We start from the raw sequence: 20,720 nt of genomic DNA, 5'->3' as shown, positions 1-20,720 counted from the left end.
CGTGATCCGAGCTCAGAAGAAGGTGACCTCCCGCAGGCCTTGAAAGGCGCCTTCTTTGAACGCGCCAGCTTCATGCAGCCGCGGGAAATCCGGGAGCTTTTCAACCTCCACCAGGGGAAGCAAGATTTCGGCGCTGAACCAAGGCATTTTCGCGGACCTACTTTCGTCATACATTTTCGAAAGTGCCCTGCCGACCGCATAGGCTCCGGCCAAGTCAATTTTGGAAACGCGTGTTCGATTTCGAGGCAACAGGCTCCCAGTTGTCGATTTGCTACCGACATTGAAATAGATCAGGTCATGGCCCCACCCGAGGCGTATGATATGTGTCCGGTCGGACCGTTGGATTGAAACTCTCGGGAATAGGTCTCTGACCCAAACCTTATGTTCATCGCACCAGTCGAGGGCTTCCTTCAACATCGCTACGCCGCCTAGGTCTTTTTTCCAGATCGAACATAAATGCTGAAACCCGGCGAATTTGACCCGCTTCTCACTTCTGATGTCATTAGCAACGAAAGCGCCTTCGCGCGTGACCTTTGGAGACCACATTTGTTCCTCGAGCGCGGCTGCGTCCTCCAAACCTATTTGCATGTCATCAATCGCAACTTTGGTACTCGCAGAAATGGTTCTGTGTCGTGCTTCAAGCAGTGTGATGGTCGGTAGGGATTTTCTCGGGTGTTGGTCGAGGATCGAAGGCCGGTTGGGTCGAACGATATCGTCGGAAACATCAATTGGTCTGTCTGTCTTCACGTCGTGGTCGACCAGCCAAAGATACGGTGTCCCGAGGTCCATAGGATCATCATTCATGAGCGAAAGATGTGGCAGACCCTTTTTCAGGAACGCCATGATCTCGCGCGTATCCTGACGTTCCGCCCCCATGAGACGTCCGTGAAAGGATTGGCGGTCTGACTTGCTTTGACGGGCTTTCAGTCTGTTTTCGATGCGCTCTCGTTCGATATCGCCGAGTTGGCGCCGCATATACGCAATCGAAACATCTACGTCCCCGTAGTCGAAACGCTCCTCAAGCGCGCTGCCGAACAGTTTCAATGTGATACGTTGCAGGCGGTTCGGATCGCTGTTGATGACCTTGGCCCGAGCAAGAAGTTCAGAAATGATGATCTGAACCTTATCGCGCCCGATGCGCTTTCGCTTGGGTTCCAGTGCCAGGCGAGTTCCGTTCGGCGTTAGCTGCCAATAAAACAAACCGTCAAGGATGTCGGCAGGCTCCAAGTACCCAGCCTCGGCCATTTGGCGCAAGACGCGGTTGGCGTGATGTGCATCGCAATCCAGAACCCGTATTGCCTCTTCAAGCCCGACAGATCTTCTATTGACTGCTGAACGTAGGATTGTTTGCACCAGCTCCAATGGTACCGTTTTTACTGGTGAATGTTTATGGGACCCTCGTTCATCCATGGCTCAGCGGCCTTGCAAAACAAAACGTCATCATCGTCGCCCCAGCCTTCCCAACCGGGCCAGTTGCGCCAGCATTTGAGACCCGGCCCCCGGTGACCCAGTGCCGCTTGCCTGACCTGTCTGTCCCATGCCTTGCCGCACTGGCATCTGCTGCACACCAAAAAACTGCCGCGCCCTGAGGGCTGCGTATTCGGCGCCACTGGCACCGCCGATCAGATAGCGGTTGTAGGCCTGCTGGCTGCCCATTGCAGCGCGGGCGAAGCTATAGCCGCCACCAAGGCCACCGGAGAGGGCGGGCATCATGATGTTTCCCGAGATCGCACGGACGATAAACGGCGTGGCGATGATGAAGCCCTTGGCCATGAGGACCATCATGAAGAACGGAATGAGCGCACCGATATTTGATGCCCCTTCCGGGTCGCCAAGCTCACCAATCAGAGCGGAAGAGACGCCAGTGATTGTTGCGAACACGCCGGCGACGACGATGGGGTAGAGCGCGAAGGAAACCAGCGCCGAAAGCCAGCGCGCGAAGTAATCCTTGGTCACTTCGAAGAGGGTCAGGAAAATCATGACTGGAGCGATCCCGATCAGAAGTGCGATCATCAAACGCGAGGCCACGAGTATGAAGGCTGCGAGTCCGCCGAGAATCGAGAGCAAGAGGACCCCGACAATGTCGAGCATGGCGCCGGCCATCCAGTTCAACTCGGAACCAGCGGCGTTCAAATAGTCCCCCAACTCGGCGATCAACCGGTCGAATTCTTCCGCGAACGTGCCAGAGGGACCCGGGGTTCCGCCACCGACCGAGGCGACAAGCGCCCCCGCAATGCTGTCGATGCCGGCCAGGATGGCGGAGGAGAGGGCGTTGAACTGCACCCAGTTGGTCGCGAATATCCCGATCAACCCGATCTTGACCGCGAGCCAGAAGGCCGTGCGGCCGTCCATCGCCTTGTATTGGTAGATCATGTTCAGGAAGACGAGGATTACCACCAGTGTTGTTCCCAGCACCAGAAGCGTGCCGACCGTTGCCGCAACGGACCCGAACTGGGTTTCTGCGGCGGTGTCGAGATAGCCCTGGGAGGTTTCAACGAAATAGGTGACGACGCTCATCGGGGATCAGCCTTACCAATTGCCTGCGGCTTCGCAGATGGCTTTGGCCTCAAGGCGAACTTCGTTGGCGCGCCGGTTATAGGAGTCGGAAGCTTCCAGCATCTCCCAGCGTTCGTCACTGGCGTGGCGCTCACGAAACACCTCCTCGGCCGCGCCCCAAGATGGGAAGCGGGTCTCGCAATCGCAGTTGCCGCTCTCGACGATGCGCTCGAGGTTTTGGGCGCGGTAGATATCCTGTACCAACACGCGCTGATAGGCTTGGCGCAGGGGGATCTCCTGCATCCACATGGGTTCAGCGGGCCGGTCTGGACAGACGTCGAAACTGCGCTCGAGGGTCGGCACGAGATTGCGCTCAGCGAAGCCGGGTGCCGACGTCAGGCCCAGGACCAGCGTAGTCAGTACGAGGGTACAGCCCGCCTGCCTCATGCCGTGGCTCCGGCGGGTGTGGTCTCGCGCTTCAGGAAGACAGTGTGTCCCACGTTGGCGAATTCCGAGGAGCTGATCGACACGACCTCCCAGCCTTCTGCACCTTTGGCATTCAGGCTGGCCTGCATGTCAGCGAGGCTGGTCTTACGGGTCATGGGGAAACTGAGGATTTCATATTCAAAGGTCTTCATTGGGAAGCTCCGATCTGGTCTGCGCCGGGGAGATAGAATTCGGTGATGCCGCGTTTGCCGTCGTGGCGACCGGCCTGGATGATCACGTCGATGGAGTTCTCGATGTACTGGATCATGTCGGCATAGGTCATCGGGATTTCGGTTTTGAGTGCGGCGATTGCCAGACGCTGCACGGCAAGTTGCGGGGTTTCGGCGTGAAGCGTTGTCATGGAGCCGCCATGGCCCGTGTTGATGGCTTCGAGGAAGGTCATGGCTTCCTTGCCGCGCACCTCGCCCAGGATGATCCGGTCGGGGCGCATGCGCAACGTTGCGGTGAGCAGCACATCGGCGGTCTGGAACTCCGCATCGCGATTGGCGATGAGGGTCACGGCATTGGGCTGGGTCGGCAGAAGCTCGGCGGCTTCCTCGATGGTGACGATGCGTTCCTCTGATGGCACGTGCGAGAGGATCTTGCGCGCGGCGACGGTCTTGCCGGTGGAGGTGCCACCCGAGACGATCATGTTGAGCTTGTTCTCGACGCAGAAGGCGAGGGCATCGTCGATCACGCCCGCCGCTACGACCTCGCGCAATTTCCGGGTTTTCTCGAGGCGGAGTTCTTCGAGTTTGCGTTCCTTGCCAAAAAGGAAATCAAGCGCAATTCCCTCGAGCGGCAGGCTCGAGAAGAACCGAAGGCTGATCGACATGGCCGAGAGCACGGCAGGCGGGGTGATGACCTGTGCGCGGATCGGACGGCCCTTGTAAGTGATCGAGACCGAGACGATGGGGCGGTCCTTGCTCATCGTGGTGTTGGCAGAGGAGGCGATCTGGTTGCCGAGGTCTTTCACTTCGGTTGCGGTCAACGCCTGGTCCAGCTTTCGCATGAAGTGATCGCCCTGAAACTCACCCCAGCAGCTGCCATCGGGGTTGATGCAGATCTCGATGACATCGTCGCGTGCGGCGGCGTCGATCCGGTCGAGCGAGGTTTCGAGATAGCTCAGCGACATGGGCTCAGAATATCTCCAGATCGCGGTCGACCATGACGGTGACGCGGGCGCCCTGGTCGACATAGATGACCGGTCCGATGGAGAGGTAATCGCCTATGACGCTGTCCGTGGCATCGGCCAGATCATCGCCCACGTCTTCGAGCACATCCGCTGCGGTCTCGTCTTGCACATTGGCAGCGGCGGCGCTTGGGGCCGCTGAGATCAGAGAAATCAACGCCGCCGAACCGAAACGCTCATCAAAGCGCGTATCGACAAAGCCGGTCACACCTGAGCGACCCAACTCATCACCCCCGAAGGAGCTGATCTGGACGGTCTGATTATCGGGCAGGATGATCCGGTCCCAGGCGATGGTGACCCGGCGCTGTGCGATATCGACGCCCGAGCGATAGCGTCCGATCAGACGGGACCCGCGTGGGATCAGGAGGCGCGCGCCATCGAAACTGAACACGTCTTCGGAAACAACGGCCCGGGTTTGGCCGGGCAGGGAACTGTCGAGGGCGGTTTCCATCACGGCCTGGATCATCGTGCCCTGGATAATGGTGTTGGAGGGATTGGCGATGACCTCGGCTTGCGTCACCGACGTGGGCAACGCGCCGTTCAGCACGAAATCCGTCACCTCGCCGAAGGTGCGCTCTGTCAATGCCGTTTCATTCGCTCCGGAGGCACCGCCAAAAGCGATGGTGGGCGAGGTGATGCGGCGGTCCTGGAAGGCGCGTTCCTCGGCCGCGCGGCGCTCGAGTTCCGCGAGACGTCTTGCTTCCTCCTCGCGCCGCAGCCGCTCTTCTTCCCGCGCCCGCAACTCGTCCTCGGTGGGCCCAATGGGTGCGGGCAGCGGTCGGTTGGCCTCGAGCTGCGCGAGTTCGAGGTCCATGCGGAGTTGCTCCAGTTCGCGATCGCGCGCTGTGAGTTCATCCCGGAACTGCTGTTGCGCGGCCTCGGATGCGGCTTGCAAGCCGGCGATCTGTGCGGTCAGCGCGTCGATGGCCTCGGCCGCAGCCGTGTCTTCCTCGACGACGGGTTCGGGCGCGTTGCGCAATTCCTCGATCTGGGCCTGAAGGGCTGCGAGCTGCGCCAGAAGCTCGGCATTCGGTTCTGCTGGTTCCGGTGCGACCAACACCACCTCTGGCTCGGGTGGAGGGAGGGTTTCGATGGCGCCGAACCCGTCGCCCTCGTTTTGGAACACGTCCGGCGTGGCCGTGGGCAGCGCCTCCTCTTCCTCGGGTTGGGACATGAGATAGAGTAGGGAGCCGCCTGCGCCGATCACGAGGACGACGACCAATGCGAGCAGCGGTGAGCGCCGTGGGGCAGGGGGTGAGCTCGCGCCTTTGCCTTGCTCGAGAGCGGCGAGGCGCTTTTCGAGGTCCGCGTTTCCAGTATCGCTCATGAGCCCACCCCCGCAGGTGGTGTGGCCTCGATGCAGACCACCACCTCCCCGATCCGCAGCACCCATTGTCGGTTCACGCCTGAAACCCGGATCACGCCGTCCTCGGTGGCTTGCGTGTTGACCGTGCGCTCACGGCCATTGGCGTAGCGGAAGATCGCAGGCACCGGCGCGTTCCGCGGAAATTCGAAATACGTGAACGTCCCGTCATCCCAGACACGGGTGGGGGTGAACTCGGTCCGCGCGCTGGCACCGTAATTATAGTTCGGCGCTTGGGCCGCGATGGCACGTGTGGGCCGCGTATTGTCTTCGGGGTAGCGGAACTGCACCACGTAGAAGGTCGGGCTGCGGGTCTCCTGGACGTTGAAGTAATAACTGCGCCTGTTCGTGTAGACGGTCACATTGGTATGCACTCCGCGCGCCACAGGCTTGATCGCGAAGGCCTGACCGCCGGGCACGCCGTCGATCTCGAAGCCTTCCGTGTCGCCCGCAATGATCGAGCGGATGCTTTCGCCTTCGCCGAACTCAACGGTGGTCACATGGGTCAACGAGACATTGAGGCGATAGACCTGACCTTCCTCGTAGGTGGCCAAGCGCACCCGGTTGTCATTGGGGCCACCGCGCGGGATGGCCTCGGCGAAGGCGAGGCCGGGCAGCAGCACAAGCACAATTGTTACGAGGGCCTTCTTAAGCAAACTAATTCTCCAATCTGTCGGAGCGGACGGAATACTCGAGGACCGTAAAACCAAAAGGATTGGTCCAGACCTCATCGATGGAGCGGCGAGTCTCGGGGCGGAACTCGAAGAGAAGCGTGGCGGTGAAAAGCCCGGTTTGGACGCCATTGATGGAGGTCAGGCGCTTGCGCAGGCGGACCGTGGCGCGGTTGGTTCCGATCCGGTTGATGCTGAGTATTTCCACGTCGAGCCGGGCATTGGGGCCATAGACCGTCGGCGGATAATTCTCGTTGGCGCTGTTCCAGATCTGGCGCAGCCCGCTCTCGGCAGCTCCGTCCGAGCGGCGCAGAACGCTGCGGATGCGCAGATCGTTGTCGAGCTGGTTGTAGACCTCGCGGTCGGTCACATAGCGGAACACCTCCGCCTCGATGATCGCCTGGTTGGCGGTCACCGAGGAGGCGCCGACCGAGGCTTCGGGGAGTGCAAAGCCGGTGGCGGGATCATAGGGGACAACGACGGGGGGCGGGTCGACATCGAGGATCGAGACAGCCGCGGCGCTCAGACAGCCGATGACACCGAAGACAAGGCCCATCAGGCCAAGGCGTTGCCAGAGCCGTTCGCGGCGCAGCGCACCATAGACCAGCTCTTCTTCGATGATTTCTTGTTCACTCGCCACCTGTCACAACCCTTGATCAGTCTGCCCGCAACTCGGGCAGCGTGAAGTCCATAAACCGCTGCTCCTCGGCGATGGTTGCGGCATCGATCACGCCGCCTGTGCCGTCGCCCACGGTCTGCACCGCTTCGAGCTGCCACATGGCGACAAGGGCAATTGCCAGCTCCGCCGTCACCCGCGTGTTGAGGTCGATACTTTCCTTCAGTTCGTCCATGTCATCGATCAGCCCGACGAGGCGGTCGACGCGTTCCAGCGATTGGCCCGCGTCTTCATAACTGTTCTGGGCAGCTGCCGAGACGAGCGCGCCGGTCGTGGCTTGCGTCGCCACACGATTGGCCCCAGGATTTCCGCTGGTGGCCATTTCCGAGAGGGTGTCGTCGTCAAATCCGAGATCGGCCAGCACCCGGTCCATCTGGGTTTCGATCTCGCCCGCACCGGAGCCGGACAGGCCGGAGAAATCACCCGTCTTGATGGCCTCGATGGTGGCGAGGATATCGCCGAACTCCTGATCGAGCAGGCCGTTCAGCTCGTCCTCCATCTCGGTGCGGATGATCTCGGGAAGCTCGGCAAGGCGGGTAAGTGCTTCATAGGTTCTTTGCAGCTCCGCGAGTTGGTCCGTGAGTGTCGCAAGCTGTTCGCGGAGCTGCGTCAGCTGCTCGTTTTGCAGGATCTCGTCTTCGATCATCTGCCGGAGCTGCTGGATGTTTTGCGCGATGTTCTGGGTGTCGACGACGGGTACGCCCTGTGACAGGGCAGGGGACAGGGTGCCGACATACAAACCGATCCCAAGCGTCGTGGCCAAGGCCGTCCTCACGAGTAAGTCTCTCATCAGTCTATCTCCCTGATCGTAAATTCCATGAATGCGCCCTCGGCCATGCGGGCGCTGGCCTGCGCCAATTCTTCTGCGCTCAGGACACGGGTCCGCGCCGCCTGAAGCCGGATGCGGGCGGCGACGAGGCGTACGAGTTCGGCGCGAGCATAGGTGTTGAGCGCGACGCTCTCCTGAACGTCTTCGGTCTCGGAAATTCGCTCGACGATATCCGCAATCCGCAGAGCAGCCTGCCGGATCGCGGCAGGTGAGTTGTTGCCATAGAAGGCCGCGCCATGCCCGGTGATCGAGAGGTTGGCATTGGCTAGAAGCGCCGGATCGATCGTGCCGAGCGCTTCGATCCCACCGATGCGGCTCAGATAGAGATTGTAGCGTTCAGGAATGACCTGGACGTAGTGCTGGGTCTCGGCAAAGGGCGGGACACCGCCATATTCAAAGACCCGGCCGGGCCCGGCATTATAGGCCGCGAGCGCGTTGATGATGTTGCCATCGAAGGTATTGAGCTGGGTCGCGAGATAGCGCGCGCCGCCATGCACCTGCAGGTAGGGGCTGTCGTAGTATTCCGGGTTGATGCCGAGATCGCTGGCCGTGCCGGGCATGATCTGGGTGAGGCCGAAGGCCCCGACAGGCGAGCGCGCGCCGATGGTGAAGCGGCTTTCCTGCCAGATGAGCGCCTGTAGGAGTGCGCGCCATTGAACCGGGGAGAGGCCCGCGCGGCCCACGCCCGCAAAGCCGCTGGTCTCCTGAGCCACGCGGATGATGAGCTGCTCGATGTTTTCTGCCGCATCCCCGAACATCTGTGCGCCGCCGGGATTGGGGTCGATGTCGGCATTGCCGTAGACCGCTTCGACGGAACGGACTGGATCGCCGCTTCCGTTTTCCAGCTCTGAAATCATCGCGGGCAGGCCCTGACCGCCGAAGCTGGTCTGGGCATCGAGGATGCGTTGCAGGGTTTCCAACTGTTCGCGTTCGATCTCGGCAATGAGTTCACGCACGGCAAGCTTGTCCGCCTGAACGGCCAAGTCAGCCTCGCGATCGCCGGTCTCGACGATATCGCGCGCGGTCAGCCCGCTGTCATTGGTCGGCACACCTTGGGATAGGGCAAGACCGGGCAGCAGGCAAAGCACGAGGATATGGGGCAGGCTAGACTTCAACGTCGCCCTCCGGTGCGCCGAGGGGCGAGAAGGTGCAATCAGGTGCTGTGGGTGCCGTCGAGGCCAGGAAGGTGAAGCAATTGGCCTGCGGTTCCTGGTACTGGGCGCAGGAGGCCAGCGCGCCGAGCGCTGCCACAGCTAAAAGAATACGGGTCATGAAAGCCTCCAGAAATCAGGGCGGTCGCGGTAATCGGCACCGACGAGCGCTTCGCCTTTTTCCATGCCGCCGAGGATGGTGAGATTGGGTCCGAGAGCACTCAGATCGGCATCGACGACGATGGAGCCCTGATCATCGCGGATGAGAGCAAGGCGGCTGTCGCTGCCGGTGTTGAGAAGCACGTCGAGTTCCTTCTCATAAAGGTTCAGCATCGCGTAGTCGGCGGCATGGGCGCGGATGTTCGGGAGCAGGATCTGCGTCGGAACGGCTTCGACGATGGTCTTGCCGGTCCGGGTGCGTTCGAGTTGGCTTGCATATTGCGTCATCATCACCGCGACAGTGTTTTGTTTGCGCGCGGTCACCAGCCAGTTCGACAGCCGCTCGGCGAAATACGCGTTGTCGAGCGCCTTCCAGGCCTCGTCGATCACGATGATTGTGGGGCGACGATCCTCGATCTCGCGCTCAACCCGGCGGAAGAGATAGGAGAGGACCGCCATGCGTTCCTTCTCGGCCTCGCTGTCGAGAATGCCGGTGAGATCGAAACCCACCACATCGCCTTCGAGCGAGAAGGTGTCTTCCAGGGTCTGGCCAAAGATCCAGCCGTAGCGGCCGTCTTCCGTCCATTCGAGCAGGCGTTGGTGAAGATCGCCGCCATCATCGGTGGACACAAAGAGCGACGCGAAATCCCGCCAGTTCCGCAGGGCCGGGTTTGTGGCCTGCGCGTTCTGCCGCACGACTTCCTGGATGCGGTTGGTCTGTGCCGGTGTCAGCGGCTTGTCGGCACGGTAGAGCAGGGTGGCGAGCCAGTCCGAGAGCCAGGCGGTGCCGCGCGCATCGGTCTCGGTCCAGAGCGGGTTTAGGCCGGTGGGTTGTCCGGCTTTCAAAGACGCGTAGCGCCCGCCATTGGCGCGGACCGCCATCTCCATACCGAGACGGTAGTCGAAGACGAAGATCCGCGCCCCTGCTCGACGAGCTTGCGTCATGAGGAAGGCCGAGAGGACCGACTTGCCTGACCCGGGTCGTCCCATGATCAGCGTATGCCCGCTGGTCGGTTCTTTGTCGGGCGAGCCTTGCTCGTGATAGGAAAACCGGTAGGCGCTCTGTTCGGGGGTCGGCAGATAGGTGATGACCCGGCCCCAGGGGGTCTTCCCAGGAGGCTTGCCAAGCTGCGTTCGGTGAAACGCTGCGAAGTCAGCGAAGTTGCGATTGGTGATCGCGCTGGCGCGCACGCGCTTGGGCTGGTTGCCGGGATGTTGACTGAGGTAATGCGCCTTGGCCGCAACCCGCTCGCCGATCATCTTCACGCCTTCGGCGGCGGCGGCGTTCACGATCTCGGCGCTGAGCGTCTGCAGCTCATCGATCGTATCGCAGAAGATCGTCACGACCATGTGGTGCTCGCCAAAGCTCTGGCGCTTGGCCTCGAGATCATCGGCGGCGATATCGAGCGCTTCCATGAGCGACAGGGCCGCGTCCTGGCTCGCCTGCATCTGGCGCTTTTGCCGCTTGATCCGCCCCGCCATGAGGTTGGAATTGATCGGCGTGAAGGAATGGGTGACGATCATGTCGACAGGCAGGTTCAGCATGTCGAACATGGTGCAGGAGGTGCCTTCCGAGTATTCCCCGATGGTGAAGCTCTTGCCGTAGCGGTGGCCCACGACGCCTTCGGAAAGCTCGAAGTGATCCCCTTGAAACGTCACGCGCGTGTTGGCGACGTTGAAGGACAGAAAGCCGAAGGTGTTTGCCGGATAGAGCGGCAGTTCCTGGCCAATGTTGAGGGCCCCCAGAAAGCCGATGAGTTCGCCGCTTTTGGCCGTGAGTACACGCGGGTTCAGCTCCGTCAGGCCTGACAGGAACACGTTCACGGCCTCGCCCAGACGGCGCAGGCGCTTTTCGGTGGCCTCCTTGAGACGACCCGGCGCGCTGCGGTTCAGGAACGGCAGGACGCTTTTTGGAGGCGGGCGATGAATGACGGTGAGCGTCAAGGTTTTGTCGCGCAGGCCGCTGGTCTCGAGTTTCGTGCGCCAGAGACGGTCCACCTCGCCCGCAAAACTGTCCTCACGCACGGGTTCGAGGTCCGGCGTGATCGCCTTGGAGACCTTGTGGACGTAGTAGCTGAACTCAGGCCCCAGCTGCGCGATGATCCGGGCAAAGAGCGCCGTCACCTTGTCGAGATAGGCGTCATCGGTCGTGTAGCTGTTGACCCCGTCGAGCCGGATACACTGGAAGAGCTCGTTCACCCGCGTGCGCACGGTGCGGTCATCGACCAGGCTGACGTAAGGCAGCATATGCGCGAGGCGGGTTTCGCGGGCATACCAGTCCGGCGTCATTGTGCGGAGATCAAGGGCAGCATCACGGGGCATAGCTGTCCCCGCCGTGAATGCTGCGGTTCCGCGTGGGCGGCGTCTCTTGCAGCGCTGTCATCATCACGTCGATGAAACGCGGGTCCCAGTCCGCAGCCTTCCAAAGTACGGGATAGAGCAGGGCGGCCACGCCCAATACTGCGATGTGCTGGACCCAGACGAAGAGGAGCACCGAGCCAAAGAGCCAGACCATCGCGTACATGATGGGCAGGCCCAGAAGCTTCGGCGGCCGCACGAGACCCAGAAAGAGGGGCGAGCGCTCAGCCACCGGCAAAGACCGCCGCGACAATCGTGGGGGCAGCTGCGACGCCGGCGATGCCGACCAGCACCCAGAGCGCCTGGCGCAGGTCGATGATATTGAAGAACCAGCTCAGGAAGACGCCCAGCACGGCCAGCGTCGCGATGACAACGCCAAGCGGACCGGTCAGCGCATCGACAATGCCCTGCAACAAGCTCTGGATCGGGGAGAGATCGATGCTTTGAGCAAGCGCAGGCTCTGCGACGAGCAGGAAGAGCGCGAGCGACGCAATAAACAGGTTAGATATGTGCTTCATGAATTTGATCCTTCCAATCGGGCCACGACGGCCATGACACGGGTCACGTGGCTCTGGGTTTCTCTGTAGGGGGGAATGCCGGCATACTGTCGGACCGCATCGGGTCCGGCGTTGTAGGCGGCCAGCGCAAGACGCGGATCACCAAATGTCTCCAACATCATCGCGAGGTAGCGGGCGGAGCCGTCGAGGTTCTGCATCGGATCACGCGGATCGACACCGAGGTCGCGCGCCGTCGCTGGCATCAACTGACCAAGGCCGATGGCACCTGCACTCGAGACCGCATCTTGCCGATAAGCGCTCTCAATCTCGATATTGGCGCGGTAGAGGGTCAGCCAATCCCGAACAGAGAGGTCGGCGCGGCGCAGGCCGGGATGTCCGGAATAACGAAGCGCGGTGGCCTCGATGGCCGTCAGAACATCGGCGCGAGGCAGTGGGGCAGGCCGAGCAAGGGCTGCAAAACGCAACGCGTCAGGTTCAACGGCTGGTTCATCTTCATCGAGGATTGCCAGCTCATCAGCCGCCGACCCCTGGCCGATGCCGTCATTGTAGTTGCGAGCAAAGCTGTCCTGGGAGCGGGACGGGGTCAGAGAGCCATCGCTCTCCATGACCAGCACCATCTGGGCTGTGGCTGGTCCCGCGAGATACCAGAAAAGAAGAAGGCTACTTGCTGCCGCCTTTGTCGGGCGCAGCCAGCTTGTGTGTTGTCCGCTGGCCTTCTTCGAGCGGAACATCGGCATGGGAGAAGCCGATCCCGATGAGGAAGGACACCACGCCCGTGATGGTTTTGAACTCGCGGATCTTGATGTCGTTGTAAGTCGTTCGGGTACGGGCCGTGACCAGCAGCTTCTCCACGCCCTCGTCAGAGACCACACGCATGATCCAGACCCCATAGTAGCTGGGGCCCTTCTTGTGTGCCGACTCCTGACACAGGATTTCAGCGTTATAGCCACTTTCCACGAGTTCGCGGAAACGTGCTTCCGTAACCACATTTGGTGCTTCGATGTCCCAGTTCATGGCCCGGCTCACGCTTTCTTCAAACGCGCAACGCCCGGGCATTCCCACTTGAAGCCCAGAGTTACGATAGTATATTATCAACCGCAAGATGTAATATCGTGCTTTGGCTGTAGTTAAGTCACGCAAACACTAGTCACGGCCAGTGTCCGCGATCAAGGAGATAACAGGTTTGAGAAACCCTAGGTTGACATGCCTGCTCCCATTGCAAGCTATGGCCCTTCTGATCTGCATTCCCGGGCCGGTTTTGGCGGAATCCTGCTTCGCGCCATCCCGTCCTTTCGTGCCAAGCGATTCGCAAGCGGCCAGGGATTATGCCGACATCATCCGGCGGGACTTTGAGGTCTACATCACCGACATTCAGGACTACTTCCGCTGCCTCGAGCAGGAGCGTGCGCGTGCTCTTGAGGAAGCCCGCGAAGTCAGCCAGGATTACGGGCGGTTTCTGGAGCTGGTGGGGGATTGATGGGCCTCTGGGCATGCATCAGATTTGCAGCCCATGGAAACCAGACGCCGATAACACCCTTAAATATCTACTTTTTAGATAACAGATTTCATCCGCTAGCGACGTCACAAAAGGTATGTGACGCGTGGCAAAAACAATCAGAAGCAAGGGACAGGTGGCACTTTGTCGGGCGTTGGTCGACGCCCGTGTTCAAGCGGGCCTTGGTCAGAAAGAGTTGGCAGATAGGCTCAGATGCCACCAATCCCTCATTGCCCGCCTTGAGAGCGGCCAGCGCCGGGTCGACGTTGTCGAGCTGGTCGTTCTGGCGCGTGCCATCGGTTTTGACCCGTTCGAGGTTCTGGCGATCGTTGAAGCCGCCACGGAGCCCGACCATAGAATTTGACAGAAAAGAAATTTTGGGACGTGCCGCTGCGTGCGTGCCCATGTGAAGTGAGCTCCTCAACAAAGAGCAGTTAGCCAACATCCACTACGTGCGGCCTGCGGCGCGAGTAAGCGCCTTATGACACCATGCCGCAAATTCAGCGCCACAGTGCAGGAAGTCAGTAAACAGTGAACGATGATAAAGGTGAGGGCGTCGCGATCGCCAATCTGATCGGGACCGATGGTTGCAGCATTGTTGGTTGGGTGTATCGATGGACGACAGGCGCGCATGCGGTGATGTGGGACGTCTACGGGCCTCAGCCGGTGTCGGAAATCCGACCGGATCTCACTGCCGAACAGAAACAGGAAATTGACTTCGACGCGCTCACGCAGATCGGAAGGGGCGATTTACATTGATAACAAGGTTGACTGTTTTATTGATGGCGACTGTCGAACCTTGGATCGGACCAGTCACTTATGCGCCACTTGGCTGTACACGTTCAGATAGAGCCCAGCTAAAGACTCTTCCGATTGACCCGTCAGGTCGCAACAATTCAAACTGCATGGAGGGAGCTCCTTCTTGGACCTCAATCTTTTCAAATGGTGCTAAGAAGTCCCGAATGTGCTTCGGGTCTCGGACCAACAGTTTACACTTTCCGAGCGTCGCCAACTCAGGCGATTGACGGTCCCCGACCAACCCATCTGTTCGCTCGATCGGTGGCGTGCCGCCTGGGGTTTGAAAGACGAATGGTAAAGCCAGGTCCAGGCTCTTCGATGCCACTGGGATACTGACACCTGCCGGAAGAAAGGGGGCGAAATAAGGAACCGTGCCGCCGTCAGAGGCGTCGATCGGCGATTTCCCCCGCCAAGAAATCCCCACCGGAGACCCGAGGCCGTTGCATCGATCATTCAGTATGACTTGCCTTGTCGCTTGAGAGACCTCACTGCCGTCGGACCAGAGCAGTTCAATAAAAACATCGTCGAGACAGGCACAGATGTTCCGTGTTCCCTGCCCTGGGTGTACGCGGCTGTAGTTCACCCGCAATCCGGCTTGGTCCATCATGGAACGCGCCTGAGCTTCATCTCGAACGATCAGAAAGATGTGATCGAGTTCGGCCTTGCCTAGGTTGTAATGCATCGCGTTTTCCTTCCGATCAGAAGCCCCAGTATGCGTGAGGTAGGTTTCACATTTGAAGTGGCCATCATGCGGTCCTGCTACGAGCCTGAAAGCGTCATAGAGCGGCTCTTTCCAATTCAGGATCTGCTTCGGCGAGTAGCCAATCTCTGAAACAAGCGACGTTCGATGACACGTCGTCCGAATGCCTCGTCAAAACAAAATAGGCAAAGGTCAGTGGTGTGCGGTGCTCAGCCCCGAAAGGATATATCAGCCGGCCCGCAGCGATATGATCGCTTACCAGCTTGTCGCCGACCAAGGCGACGCCATGACCATCAATCGCTGCCTGCACCGCCATGCTTTCCTCGGAAAAGCGCGGGCCTTTGGTGCTGTCGACGCTGGCAGCGTTGGCCGCGAGCAACCACATGCGCCAGCTTGCCTCGGCATCCTTCCAGTCGATGTGCAAAAGCGTGTGATGTGACAGGTCCTGTGGTGTTTTCAGCGGTGCAGTGCCTTCGATCAACGCGGGGCTGCAGACCGGAGCATTGAACTGGGGGAAAAGCGTATCGACACGAACATCGCGATAACCGCCGGGCCCGTAGCGTATCGCGACATCCGCTTCGCCCCGTGCTATGTCGACGCGCTTGTCCGTTCCATCGATCCGTATCTCTATCTCTGGGTGAAGGGCGCGAAACCTGTCTAGACGCGGCACCAACCACAAAGCACCGAAAGACAGGCTGACGCTTACGCTCAACTCGGCCCCTTCGCTGTGCCGGGCCATCCGGTCAACAGCCATGGAGAGCCTGTCAAAGCCCTCTGTCAAGTCCGGCAAGGCCGCCTGTCCCGCCGGTGTCAGAGTCAGGGCGCGCGTGAGGCGGTGAAAAAGCTTGGTTCCCAGCCAATCCTCAAGTGACTTCACCTGCTGGCTCACGGCTCCGGGCGTGACGTTCAATTCCTGTGCGGCCTCTTTGAAGCTGAGATGACGGGCGGCGGCTTCGAAGGCGCGCAGAGCATTCAGGGGTGGGAGTCGATGCATAAGATAATACCTTAGAAATTCTACTGTATAATGGCGGAATATCTGGTTTGTCAAAAAGCGTTTAATGAGAATAGTTAGCTCTAGCCTTCATTCTGTTGATGCGTCGCGCAGAAAAACTGATTCACCAGGACTCAAAATGACCTCCAAACGATCCGATTATGCCACGGGGGTCATCCTGTTGATCGCCGCGGCGCTTACCTACAGCACAGCGGGGATCTTCACCAAGGGTGTGGTGGCCGGGGCGTGGGCGGTGATCTTCTGGCGTGGCCTGTTCGCCGCGCTGTTCACGACCGCCTGGACACTCCAGCAAGGGTCGCTTCGCGCGCAGTTCGGTAAGATGGGCAGAGCAGGTTGGGCCGTGGGCGTCATCGGTGCAGTGGGGGCGGCCGCCTTCATTCCCGCTTTCAAGCTGACGTCTATTGCCAATGTCGCCCTGATTTACGCCGCTGCCCCCCTGCTTGCCGCGGTTATGGCTTGGGTGGCGATCGGCGAGCGGATCACGCGACGCACGCTGATCGGAGCATTGCTCGCGATAGCGGGTGTCGGTGTAATCGTGTCGGGGTCAATCGGAAGTCTCAACCTGATCGGTGATGGGCTGGCTCTGGTGATGACGCTGGTCATGGCGACGATCATGGTGATCTACCGTGTGTACCCCGAAACGCCGGGGGCTGGCCCTTCGGTGATGCAATCCCTGTTCCTGCTGCCACCGTCCTTCATTTTTGGGCAGCCTTTGCAAACCGCCCCTTTTGAGATTGCGATCCTTGCGGCGTTCGGTCTGCTCTTTGCCATCGCATCGGTGACCTTGGCCGAAGGGGCCAAGCGCGTGCCTTCCGGCCAAACCGCGCTGATCAGTGCCTTGGAAACGCCCCTGGCCCCGCTTCTGGCGTTTCTGGTCTTCTTTGAGATCCCTTCGACAGCGACCGTGATTGGGGGCGCGGCCGTCTTGTTCGGGGTGCTCTATTCAATAAGAGTGGAGAAACACCAAGGCACCGTTGCCAAACAAAAGGGAGCCGAATTATGAGCTTTGAAATCTGGCTCACCTATCTTGCCACGGTGTTGGCCTTTATGATCACACCGGGGCCGAGCCACCTTTTGATGCTGTCGAACAGCATGACCCATGGGTTCAGGCCCGCGCTTGCCACCGCAGCGGGCGACCTGACCGCGAACGCATTGCAGATGCTTGCGGCGGGACTGGGTCTTGCGGCGATCCTTGTTGCCTCGCAGCACGCGTTGGAAATCGTGAAATGGCTTGGCGTCGGCTACCTGCTCTGGATGGGCATGCGCATGTGGCGGCAGGCGGATCATGCCAAGTCGGACATGGGTGCGGCGCGCAGCGCATCCCGCCGCGCGCTATGGGGCCAGGGGTTCTTTACCTCTGCCGCGAACCCCAAGGCGGTGGTGTTCTTTGCAGCGCTCTTTCCGCAGTTCATCGACCCTAGCCAGCCTTTCGTGCCTCAGTTCGTGCTGCTCTCGGTCACTTATCTGATTGTCGATGGAACCTTCCTCAGCACCTACGGCGCCAGTGCCGGCTGGATTGCCGCCCGTCTCAAGGGAAGAGCGACCGCGTTCGTGCATCGGCTGGGCAGCGTCTTTCTGATCGGTGCGGCGTTCATGCTTGGGTTGAAAACCTTGCGCGACGCTTGAAGCACGTGGGTCACGGCAAGCTGGAAATTGAAAAACCGGTGTGGAGATAGGATCAGTAAAATGAACAGACCGAAGGCGACAGCCAAGGTGCTCGTAGATGATGAGCGTGTGAGGGTAACACGATTCAGCTTCGCACCCGGTGCAGAGACGGGCTGGCATGTTCATGGCCACGATTACGTTGTGACGGCAATCACGGACTGCGAATTTCACCTCGAAGAACCCGGAGACACCAGCCGCGAAGTCGATGTCCCGGCTGGCGAAGCCTATTGCCGCTCAGAAGGCGTCGAACACAACGTGGTTCATCGTGGCGCAAACCCCATGATCTTTGTTGAAATCGAGCTGAAGAGCTGACTGCAAAAGGCCATTATGCCGTGCAAGCGCGAATGCAGCGCGAGGTGCCTTACCCCATGGTCTGGAAGTTCAATATGGCGCGGTAGGCGAAAATGCATTCGAATACGATTTGGTCGGGATCGGGCTGCCGATATGCCGTTTCTCACAAAATCAAAAACTTGATCATCACGAGAGTTGTTTGCTGTGACCACTAATTCAACGCACCCATCCGGTCGCGGCATCTTGTTGATGTCCATTGCGATGCTGACTGTTCCCATCGTCGACGGAACGGCGAAATACCTGAGCACGGAGCATTCACCGCTCTTCATTGCATGGGCACGCTATGCGTCAGCGTCTCTCTTCGTCTTGCCGCTCGCCTTTTGGCTGCATGGGCGCGCCATTCTTCCGACTGAAGGCCGACCTGTACATCTGTTGCGGACCATATTTCTTGTCAGTGCAATGACACTCTATTTCCTGGCACTTGCGCGCATTCCGATCGCCCAGGCCGTAAGCGCCTATTTCGCTGGACCCGTGGTTGCTGTTGCTCTGTCTGTCTTGGTCCTTCGAGAGGCCATGACACGCCGGAAGGCGCTGAGCCTTGCACTTGGGTTCGCCGGTTCGCTCGTCGTCTTACGCCCAACGAGTGACGTGGACGTTGGCCTACTTCTGGCCTTTGGCGCAGGCGTTTTCTTTGCGCTTTATCTGGTCACGACGCGACAAGCGTCTTTGGGCAGCGACCCGATCAAGGTCCTTACATTTCAATGTGTCGTGGGAACTCTGCTGCTGACGCCGCAAGCTATGGCGACAGTGTCACCGCCTCAAACCGAGATGCTTTGGCTATTCGCGGTGATTGGACTCTTCTCGGTTTTTAGCCACATGCTGACGATCCTGGCGTTTCGCTTGGCCGATGCATCGACGCTGTCGCCGCTGGTCTACCTGGAATTGGTTGGGAGCGCGATCATTGGCTTTATCGTTTTTACGGAGATCCCCGCAACGCGTACCGTTTTGGGGGCGGCCCTGATTGTCGGAGGCGGACTGGTTCTGACGAAACGACGCAAGAAGGTCTGACGCGGCAAACCGACTGGGATTATGTTTTGAGATCCAACTCCAACCGGTGCTCATACCCGATACGGCCTTTGAAGATCGGTCCGCTGTCGCGCATTCCAGCCCCCTTATAGACGGAGAGGGCGGGCTCATTGCCAGCATCTACCGCCAGCACAAGTTGTCTGGCAGATGGCCAATACGCTTTCGCCGCTTCGATTGCCAATCCAAAGGCTTCTCGCCCCAAGCCGCGCCCCTGAAACTCCTTCCCGATTTTCAGGCCATGAAGAGAGATGGCCTCATCCGGCACCCAAGAAGGCGAAAGCGCAAATCGTTTGAGAAGGACGATACCGACAGGATCCGATCCAAGGTAGAATGCCAGCCCCAGAATCTGATCGGCATCTGCGTTTTTCCATTCGTTCACTGACGCCTTGAACGTGCCCCCAAGATCTTCCTGATCTCGCGCAACCTGCAATGAGGCCAGTGCAGCTAGTTGTACGCGGCTCATTTCGGCCAGTTTCAAAACGCTCAAGTTGGATTTTGCATGCTGATGTTTCATGAACTGTGTTTGGCAACGAAGCTTCAAGTCTTCAAGCTTGCCTTTCGCTGGATCGGTCATTCATCGGCATTGCGATATCGGTACCTCGGCGGTGTCGGGAACGCGCCCAGTTCGGCCTTGCTACTTTTTATCGGAGGAGCGTTCGCGATCTCGTTTGTGGGACATGTTGGATATGCGCTGCTCCTTTCTTCCAACCCGATCCGCAGAGCCTATGAGTGCTTTCGGGGTTGGATAGAAGCGACCCTCGGATGCTTTTTTCTCTATGCCGGACTCAAACTCGCAACATCAGGCACCCGCTGAGGGACTGGGTTGCGGAAATCCGTTGAAGCGGCCATTCGTTCATTGTTTAAACCTAGTGCGTTGGGGTCGTTGTGGAACCTCCCGACAACATTTCTACTGGCTTTGTCTTTGTTGCGACATGGCGAACTTCAACGACGACCTGCAGCGCCACACAGTTTTTTCTGCAATCTTTTGTCTCTAGCGTGGTGCGTCACTTAGTCTTGTCAGTAATTCACCTGTTCGAAGCCGTAGTTGCCCTCATAGTCACGCCAATCGACGAAGACAGATCGGTGGTAGATACCCGGACAATTCTGGCCCCAACGTTCAAGTCCCACATGGGCCTCGGGCAGGGCAGTTGTGGAAGATCGTTGCCAGGAGAAATCCCCTTGGGTCCCGTAGGTGCCGAGGACCACGATTGCGCTGCGATTGCAATCCCCATCGCGCCCGGACTCGTGCTGTCGTGCATACCTGACATCGAACACGCGAATAGACCGCACGAAGTTGAACTCAGGTCCGCTGATATCGATGTCCGCGCGATTCTGGACGAGCCGAAGTGCCTCGTCGATTGGTACGAGATCGTCGACTAGTAATGATTGGAGCGGTCGGCGGTTGTCGGGCCGGTACACGACATCAAAGATGCGGCCAGCGTTGTTTGACAGCTGATCGCTCTCATAGGAGGCGCCCATAGGACAACGCCAGATTTGCAGCGGCGGTTCCACCGGCCAAGGCGTAATCCGCCGGATGAATTCGGCGCGAGCCCGGGCGCATGGTACTGAAGCTGGCCAACCGCCAGACAGACACAAGAGTATCGCGCAATCGATCGGGTAAGTCTGCGCGCGCGCAGGTATCGGCAGCGCAAAACTTGTCACAGTCAAAGCGACAGCGATCGAGGGGAGGAGATTCTTGAGTAAATGGTGCATGCTAAGGAGCCTCCGTGACAGGAGCCCAGCATACATACGATCATATATTATCGCAACATTA

Annotated in this window: 27 protein-coding genes; 7 read left to right on the top strand and 20 right to left on the bottom strand. The window is 59.5% G+C overall.

The features are described 5' to 3' along the window. Window positions 1-12 precede the first annotated feature (12 nt). Genes CLV78_RS21065 through CLV78_RS20995 form a run of 16 tightly spaced genes read right to left on the bottom strand, consistent with a single transcriptional unit; the run spans window position 13 to window position 12,913 of the window. A complete protein-coding gene (locus CLV78_RS21065) occupies window positions 13-1,410 on the bottom strand; it encodes a hypothetical protein (protein ID WP_146136745.1) in 1,398 nt (465 codons plus the stop codon). A gap of 30 nt (window positions 1,411-1,440) precedes the next feature. Continuing rightward, window positions 1,441-2,517, bottom strand: a complete 1,077-nt coding sequence (locus CLV78_RS21060) for a TrbL/VirB6 family protein (protein WP_064260170.1) — start codon at window positions 2,515-2,517, stop codon at window positions 1,441-1,443. 12 nt (window positions 2,518-2,529) lie between these two features. Further along, window positions 2,530-2,943: a hypothetical protein gene (locus tag CLV78_RS21055; RefSeq protein WP_106207753.1), complete on the bottom strand. Its 414-nt coding sequence runs from the start codon at window positions 2,941-2,943 to the stop codon at window positions 2,530-2,532. Continuing rightward, complete coding sequence (locus CLV78_RS21050) at window positions 2,940-3,134, bottom strand: DUF4177 domain-containing protein (protein ID WP_067261120.1); 195 nt, start codon at window positions 3,132-3,134, stop codon at window positions 2,940-2,942. The genes CLV78_RS21055 and CLV78_RS21050 overlap by 4 nt, the downstream gene beginning before the upstream one ends. Then, window positions 3,131-4,117 (bottom strand): ATPase, T2SS/T4P/T4SS family, encoded by a 987-nt coding sequence (locus CLV78_RS21045; RefSeq protein WP_106207751.1) that lies wholly within the window; start codon window positions 4,115-4,117, stop codon window positions 3,131-3,133. The genes CLV78_RS21050 and CLV78_RS21045 overlap by 4 nt, the downstream gene beginning before the upstream one ends. Before the next feature lie 4 nt (window positions 4,118-4,121). Further along, window positions 4,122-5,501 carry a TraB/TrbI/VirB10 family type IV secretion system protein gene (locus CLV78_RS21040; RefSeq protein ID WP_106207749.1) on the bottom strand — a complete coding sequence of 460 codons (1,380 nt, stop codon included), beginning with the start codon at window positions 5,499-5,501 and terminating at the stop codon, window positions 4,122-4,124. After that, window positions 5,498-6,193, bottom strand: coding sequence for a TrbG/VirB9 family P-type conjugative transfer protein (locus tag CLV78_RS21035; RefSeq protein ID WP_106207747.1), 696 nt, complete (start codon window positions 6,191-6,193; stop codon window positions 5,498-5,500). Before CLV78_RS21035 ends, CLV78_RS21040 begins: the two co-directional genes overlap by 4 nt. Window position 6,194: 1 nt before the next feature. Continuing rightward, a complete protein-coding gene (locus CLV78_RS21030; protein WP_106207745.1) occupies window positions 6,195-6,848 on the bottom strand; it encodes a VirB8 family type IV secretion system protein in 654 nt (217 codons plus the stop codon). Window positions 6,849-6,864: 16 nt separating this feature from the next. Continuing rightward, window positions 6,865-7,674, bottom strand: coding sequence for a type IV secretion system protein (locus CLV78_RS21025; RefSeq protein WP_011102862.1), 810 nt, complete (start codon window positions 7,672-7,674; stop codon window positions 6,865-6,867). Further along, entirely contained in the window at window positions 7,674-8,828 is a 1,155-nt protein-coding gene (locus CLV78_RS21020; RefSeq protein ID WP_211301048.1) for a lytic transglycosylase domain-containing protein, read from the bottom strand. Before CLV78_RS21020 ends, CLV78_RS21025 begins: the two co-directional genes overlap by 1 nt. Continuing rightward, window positions 8,818-8,985 (bottom strand): hypothetical protein, encoded by a 168-nt coding sequence (locus CLV78_RS24220; RefSeq protein ID WP_170111683.1) that lies wholly within the window; start codon window positions 8,983-8,985, stop codon window positions 8,818-8,820. Before CLV78_RS24220 ends, CLV78_RS21020 begins: the two co-directional genes overlap by 11 nt. Beyond that, window positions 8,982-11,345, bottom strand: coding sequence for a VirB4 family type IV secretion/conjugal transfer ATPase (locus tag CLV78_RS21015; protein ID WP_106207743.1), 2,364 nt, complete (start codon window positions 11,343-11,345; stop codon window positions 8,982-8,984). The genes CLV78_RS24220 and CLV78_RS21015 overlap by 4 nt, the downstream gene beginning before the upstream one ends. Beyond that, window positions 11,335-11,613 (bottom strand): VirB3 family type IV secretion system protein, encoded by a 279-nt coding sequence (locus tag CLV78_RS21010; protein WP_008327373.1) that lies wholly within the window; start codon window positions 11,611-11,613, stop codon window positions 11,335-11,337. Before CLV78_RS21010 ends, CLV78_RS21015 begins: the two co-directional genes overlap by 11 nt. Continuing rightward, window positions 11,606-11,899: a TrbC/VirB2 family protein gene (locus tag CLV78_RS21005; RefSeq protein ID WP_035252599.1), complete on the bottom strand. Its 294-nt coding sequence runs from the start codon at window positions 11,897-11,899 to the stop codon at window positions 11,606-11,608. Before CLV78_RS21005 ends, CLV78_RS21010 begins: the two co-directional genes overlap by 8 nt. Then, window positions 11,896-12,516, bottom strand: a complete 621-nt coding sequence (locus CLV78_RS21000; RefSeq protein ID WP_106207741.1) for a lytic transglycosylase domain-containing protein — start codon at window positions 12,514-12,516, stop codon at window positions 11,896-11,898. The genes CLV78_RS21005 and CLV78_RS21000 overlap by 4 nt, the downstream gene beginning before the upstream one ends. Window positions 12,517-12,559: 43 nt before the next feature. Further along, window positions 12,560-12,913 (bottom strand): hypothetical protein, encoded by a 354-nt coding sequence (locus CLV78_RS20995; protein WP_106207739.1) that lies wholly within the window; start codon window positions 12,911-12,913, stop codon window positions 12,560-12,562. A 211-nt stretch (window positions 12,914-13,124) separates the two neighbouring features. Here CLV78_RS20995 and CLV78_RS20990 point away from each other — a divergent pair, with 211 nt between their 5' ends. From CLV78_RS20990 to CLV78_RS20980, 3 genes are all read left to right on the top strand, one after another. Then, window positions 13,125-13,376, top strand: coding sequence for a hypothetical protein (locus CLV78_RS20990; RefSeq protein ID WP_106207737.1), 252 nt, complete (start codon window positions 13,125-13,127; stop codon window positions 13,374-13,376). A gap of 124 nt (window positions 13,377-13,500) precedes the next feature. Next, on the top strand, window positions 13,501-13,758 hold the full coding sequence (locus CLV78_RS20985; protein ID WP_106207735.1) for a helix-turn-helix domain-containing protein: 258 nt from the start codon (window positions 13,501-13,503) through the stop codon (window positions 13,756-13,758). Window positions 13,759-13,925: 167 nt separating this feature from the next. Further along, window positions 13,926-14,153 carry a hypothetical protein gene (locus tag CLV78_RS20980; RefSeq protein WP_106207733.1) on the top strand — a complete coding sequence of 76 codons (228 nt, stop codon included), beginning with the start codon at window positions 13,926-13,928 and terminating at the stop codon, window positions 14,151-14,153. 58 nt (window positions 14,154-14,211) lie between these two features. Here the strand turns inward: CLV78_RS20980 and CLV78_RS20975 are convergent, their stop codons facing one another. Next, on the bottom strand, window positions 14,212-14,874 hold the full coding sequence (locus tag CLV78_RS20975) for a VOC family protein (RefSeq protein WP_106207731.1): 663 nt from the start codon (window positions 14,872-14,874) through the stop codon (window positions 14,212-14,214). 94 nt (window positions 14,875-14,968) lie between these two features. Beyond that, window positions 14,969-15,886, bottom strand: a complete 918-nt coding sequence (gene gcvA / locus CLV78_RS20970) for a transcriptional regulator GcvA (protein ID WP_106207729.1) — start codon at window positions 15,884-15,886, stop codon at window positions 14,969-14,971. Between the two features lie 64 nt (window positions 15,887-15,950). On the opposite strand from gcvA, the gene CLV78_RS20965 reads away from it, so the two are divergent. The 4 genes from CLV78_RS20965 (at window position 15,951) to CLV78_RS20950 (ending at window position 18,928) form a co-directional block, all read left to right on the top strand. Continuing rightward, window positions 15,951-16,907 carry a DMT family transporter gene (locus CLV78_RS20965; protein ID WP_106207727.1) on the top strand — a complete coding sequence of 319 codons (957 nt, stop codon included), beginning with the start codon at window positions 15,951-15,953 and terminating at the stop codon, window positions 16,905-16,907. Next, complete coding sequence (locus CLV78_RS20960) at window positions 16,904-17,530, top strand: LysE family translocator (protein ID WP_106207725.1); 627 nt, start codon at window positions 16,904-16,906, stop codon at window positions 17,528-17,530. The genes CLV78_RS20965 and CLV78_RS20960 overlap by 4 nt, the downstream gene beginning before the upstream one ends. Before the next feature lie 60 nt (window positions 17,531-17,590). Then, window positions 17,591-17,881 carry a cupin domain-containing protein gene (locus CLV78_RS20955; protein ID WP_106207723.1) on the top strand — a complete coding sequence of 97 codons (291 nt, stop codon included), beginning with the start codon at window positions 17,591-17,593 and terminating at the stop codon, window positions 17,879-17,881. Window positions 17,882-18,064: 183 nt separating this feature from the next. Further along, window positions 18,065-18,928: a DMT family transporter gene (locus CLV78_RS20950; protein ID WP_281261159.1), complete on the top strand. Its 864-nt coding sequence runs from the start codon at window positions 18,065-18,067 to the stop codon at window positions 18,926-18,928. A 19-nt stretch (window positions 18,929-18,947) separates the two neighbouring features. On the opposite strand, the gene CLV78_RS20945 is transcribed toward CLV78_RS20950, so the two are convergent. Both CLV78_RS20945 and CLV78_RS20940 read right to left on the bottom strand, forming a co-directional pair. Further along, entirely contained in the window at window positions 18,948-19,520 is a 573-nt protein-coding gene (locus CLV78_RS20945; protein WP_106207719.1) for a GNAT family N-acetyltransferase, read from the bottom strand. Window positions 19,521-19,963: 443 nt separating this feature from the next. Next, window positions 19,964-20,659, bottom strand: coding sequence for a hypothetical protein (locus CLV78_RS20940; RefSeq protein WP_245925222.1), 696 nt, complete (start codon window positions 20,657-20,659; stop codon window positions 19,964-19,966). Window positions 20,660-20,720 lie beyond the last annotated feature (61 nt).

The organism is Aliiruegeria haliotis, from assembly GCF_003003255.1.
GTDB lineage: Bacteria > Pseudomonadota > Alphaproteobacteria > Rhodobacterales > Rhodobacteraceae > Tropicimonas > Tropicimonas haliotis.
This window is presented reverse-complemented; position numbering and strand designations above follow the sequence as displayed.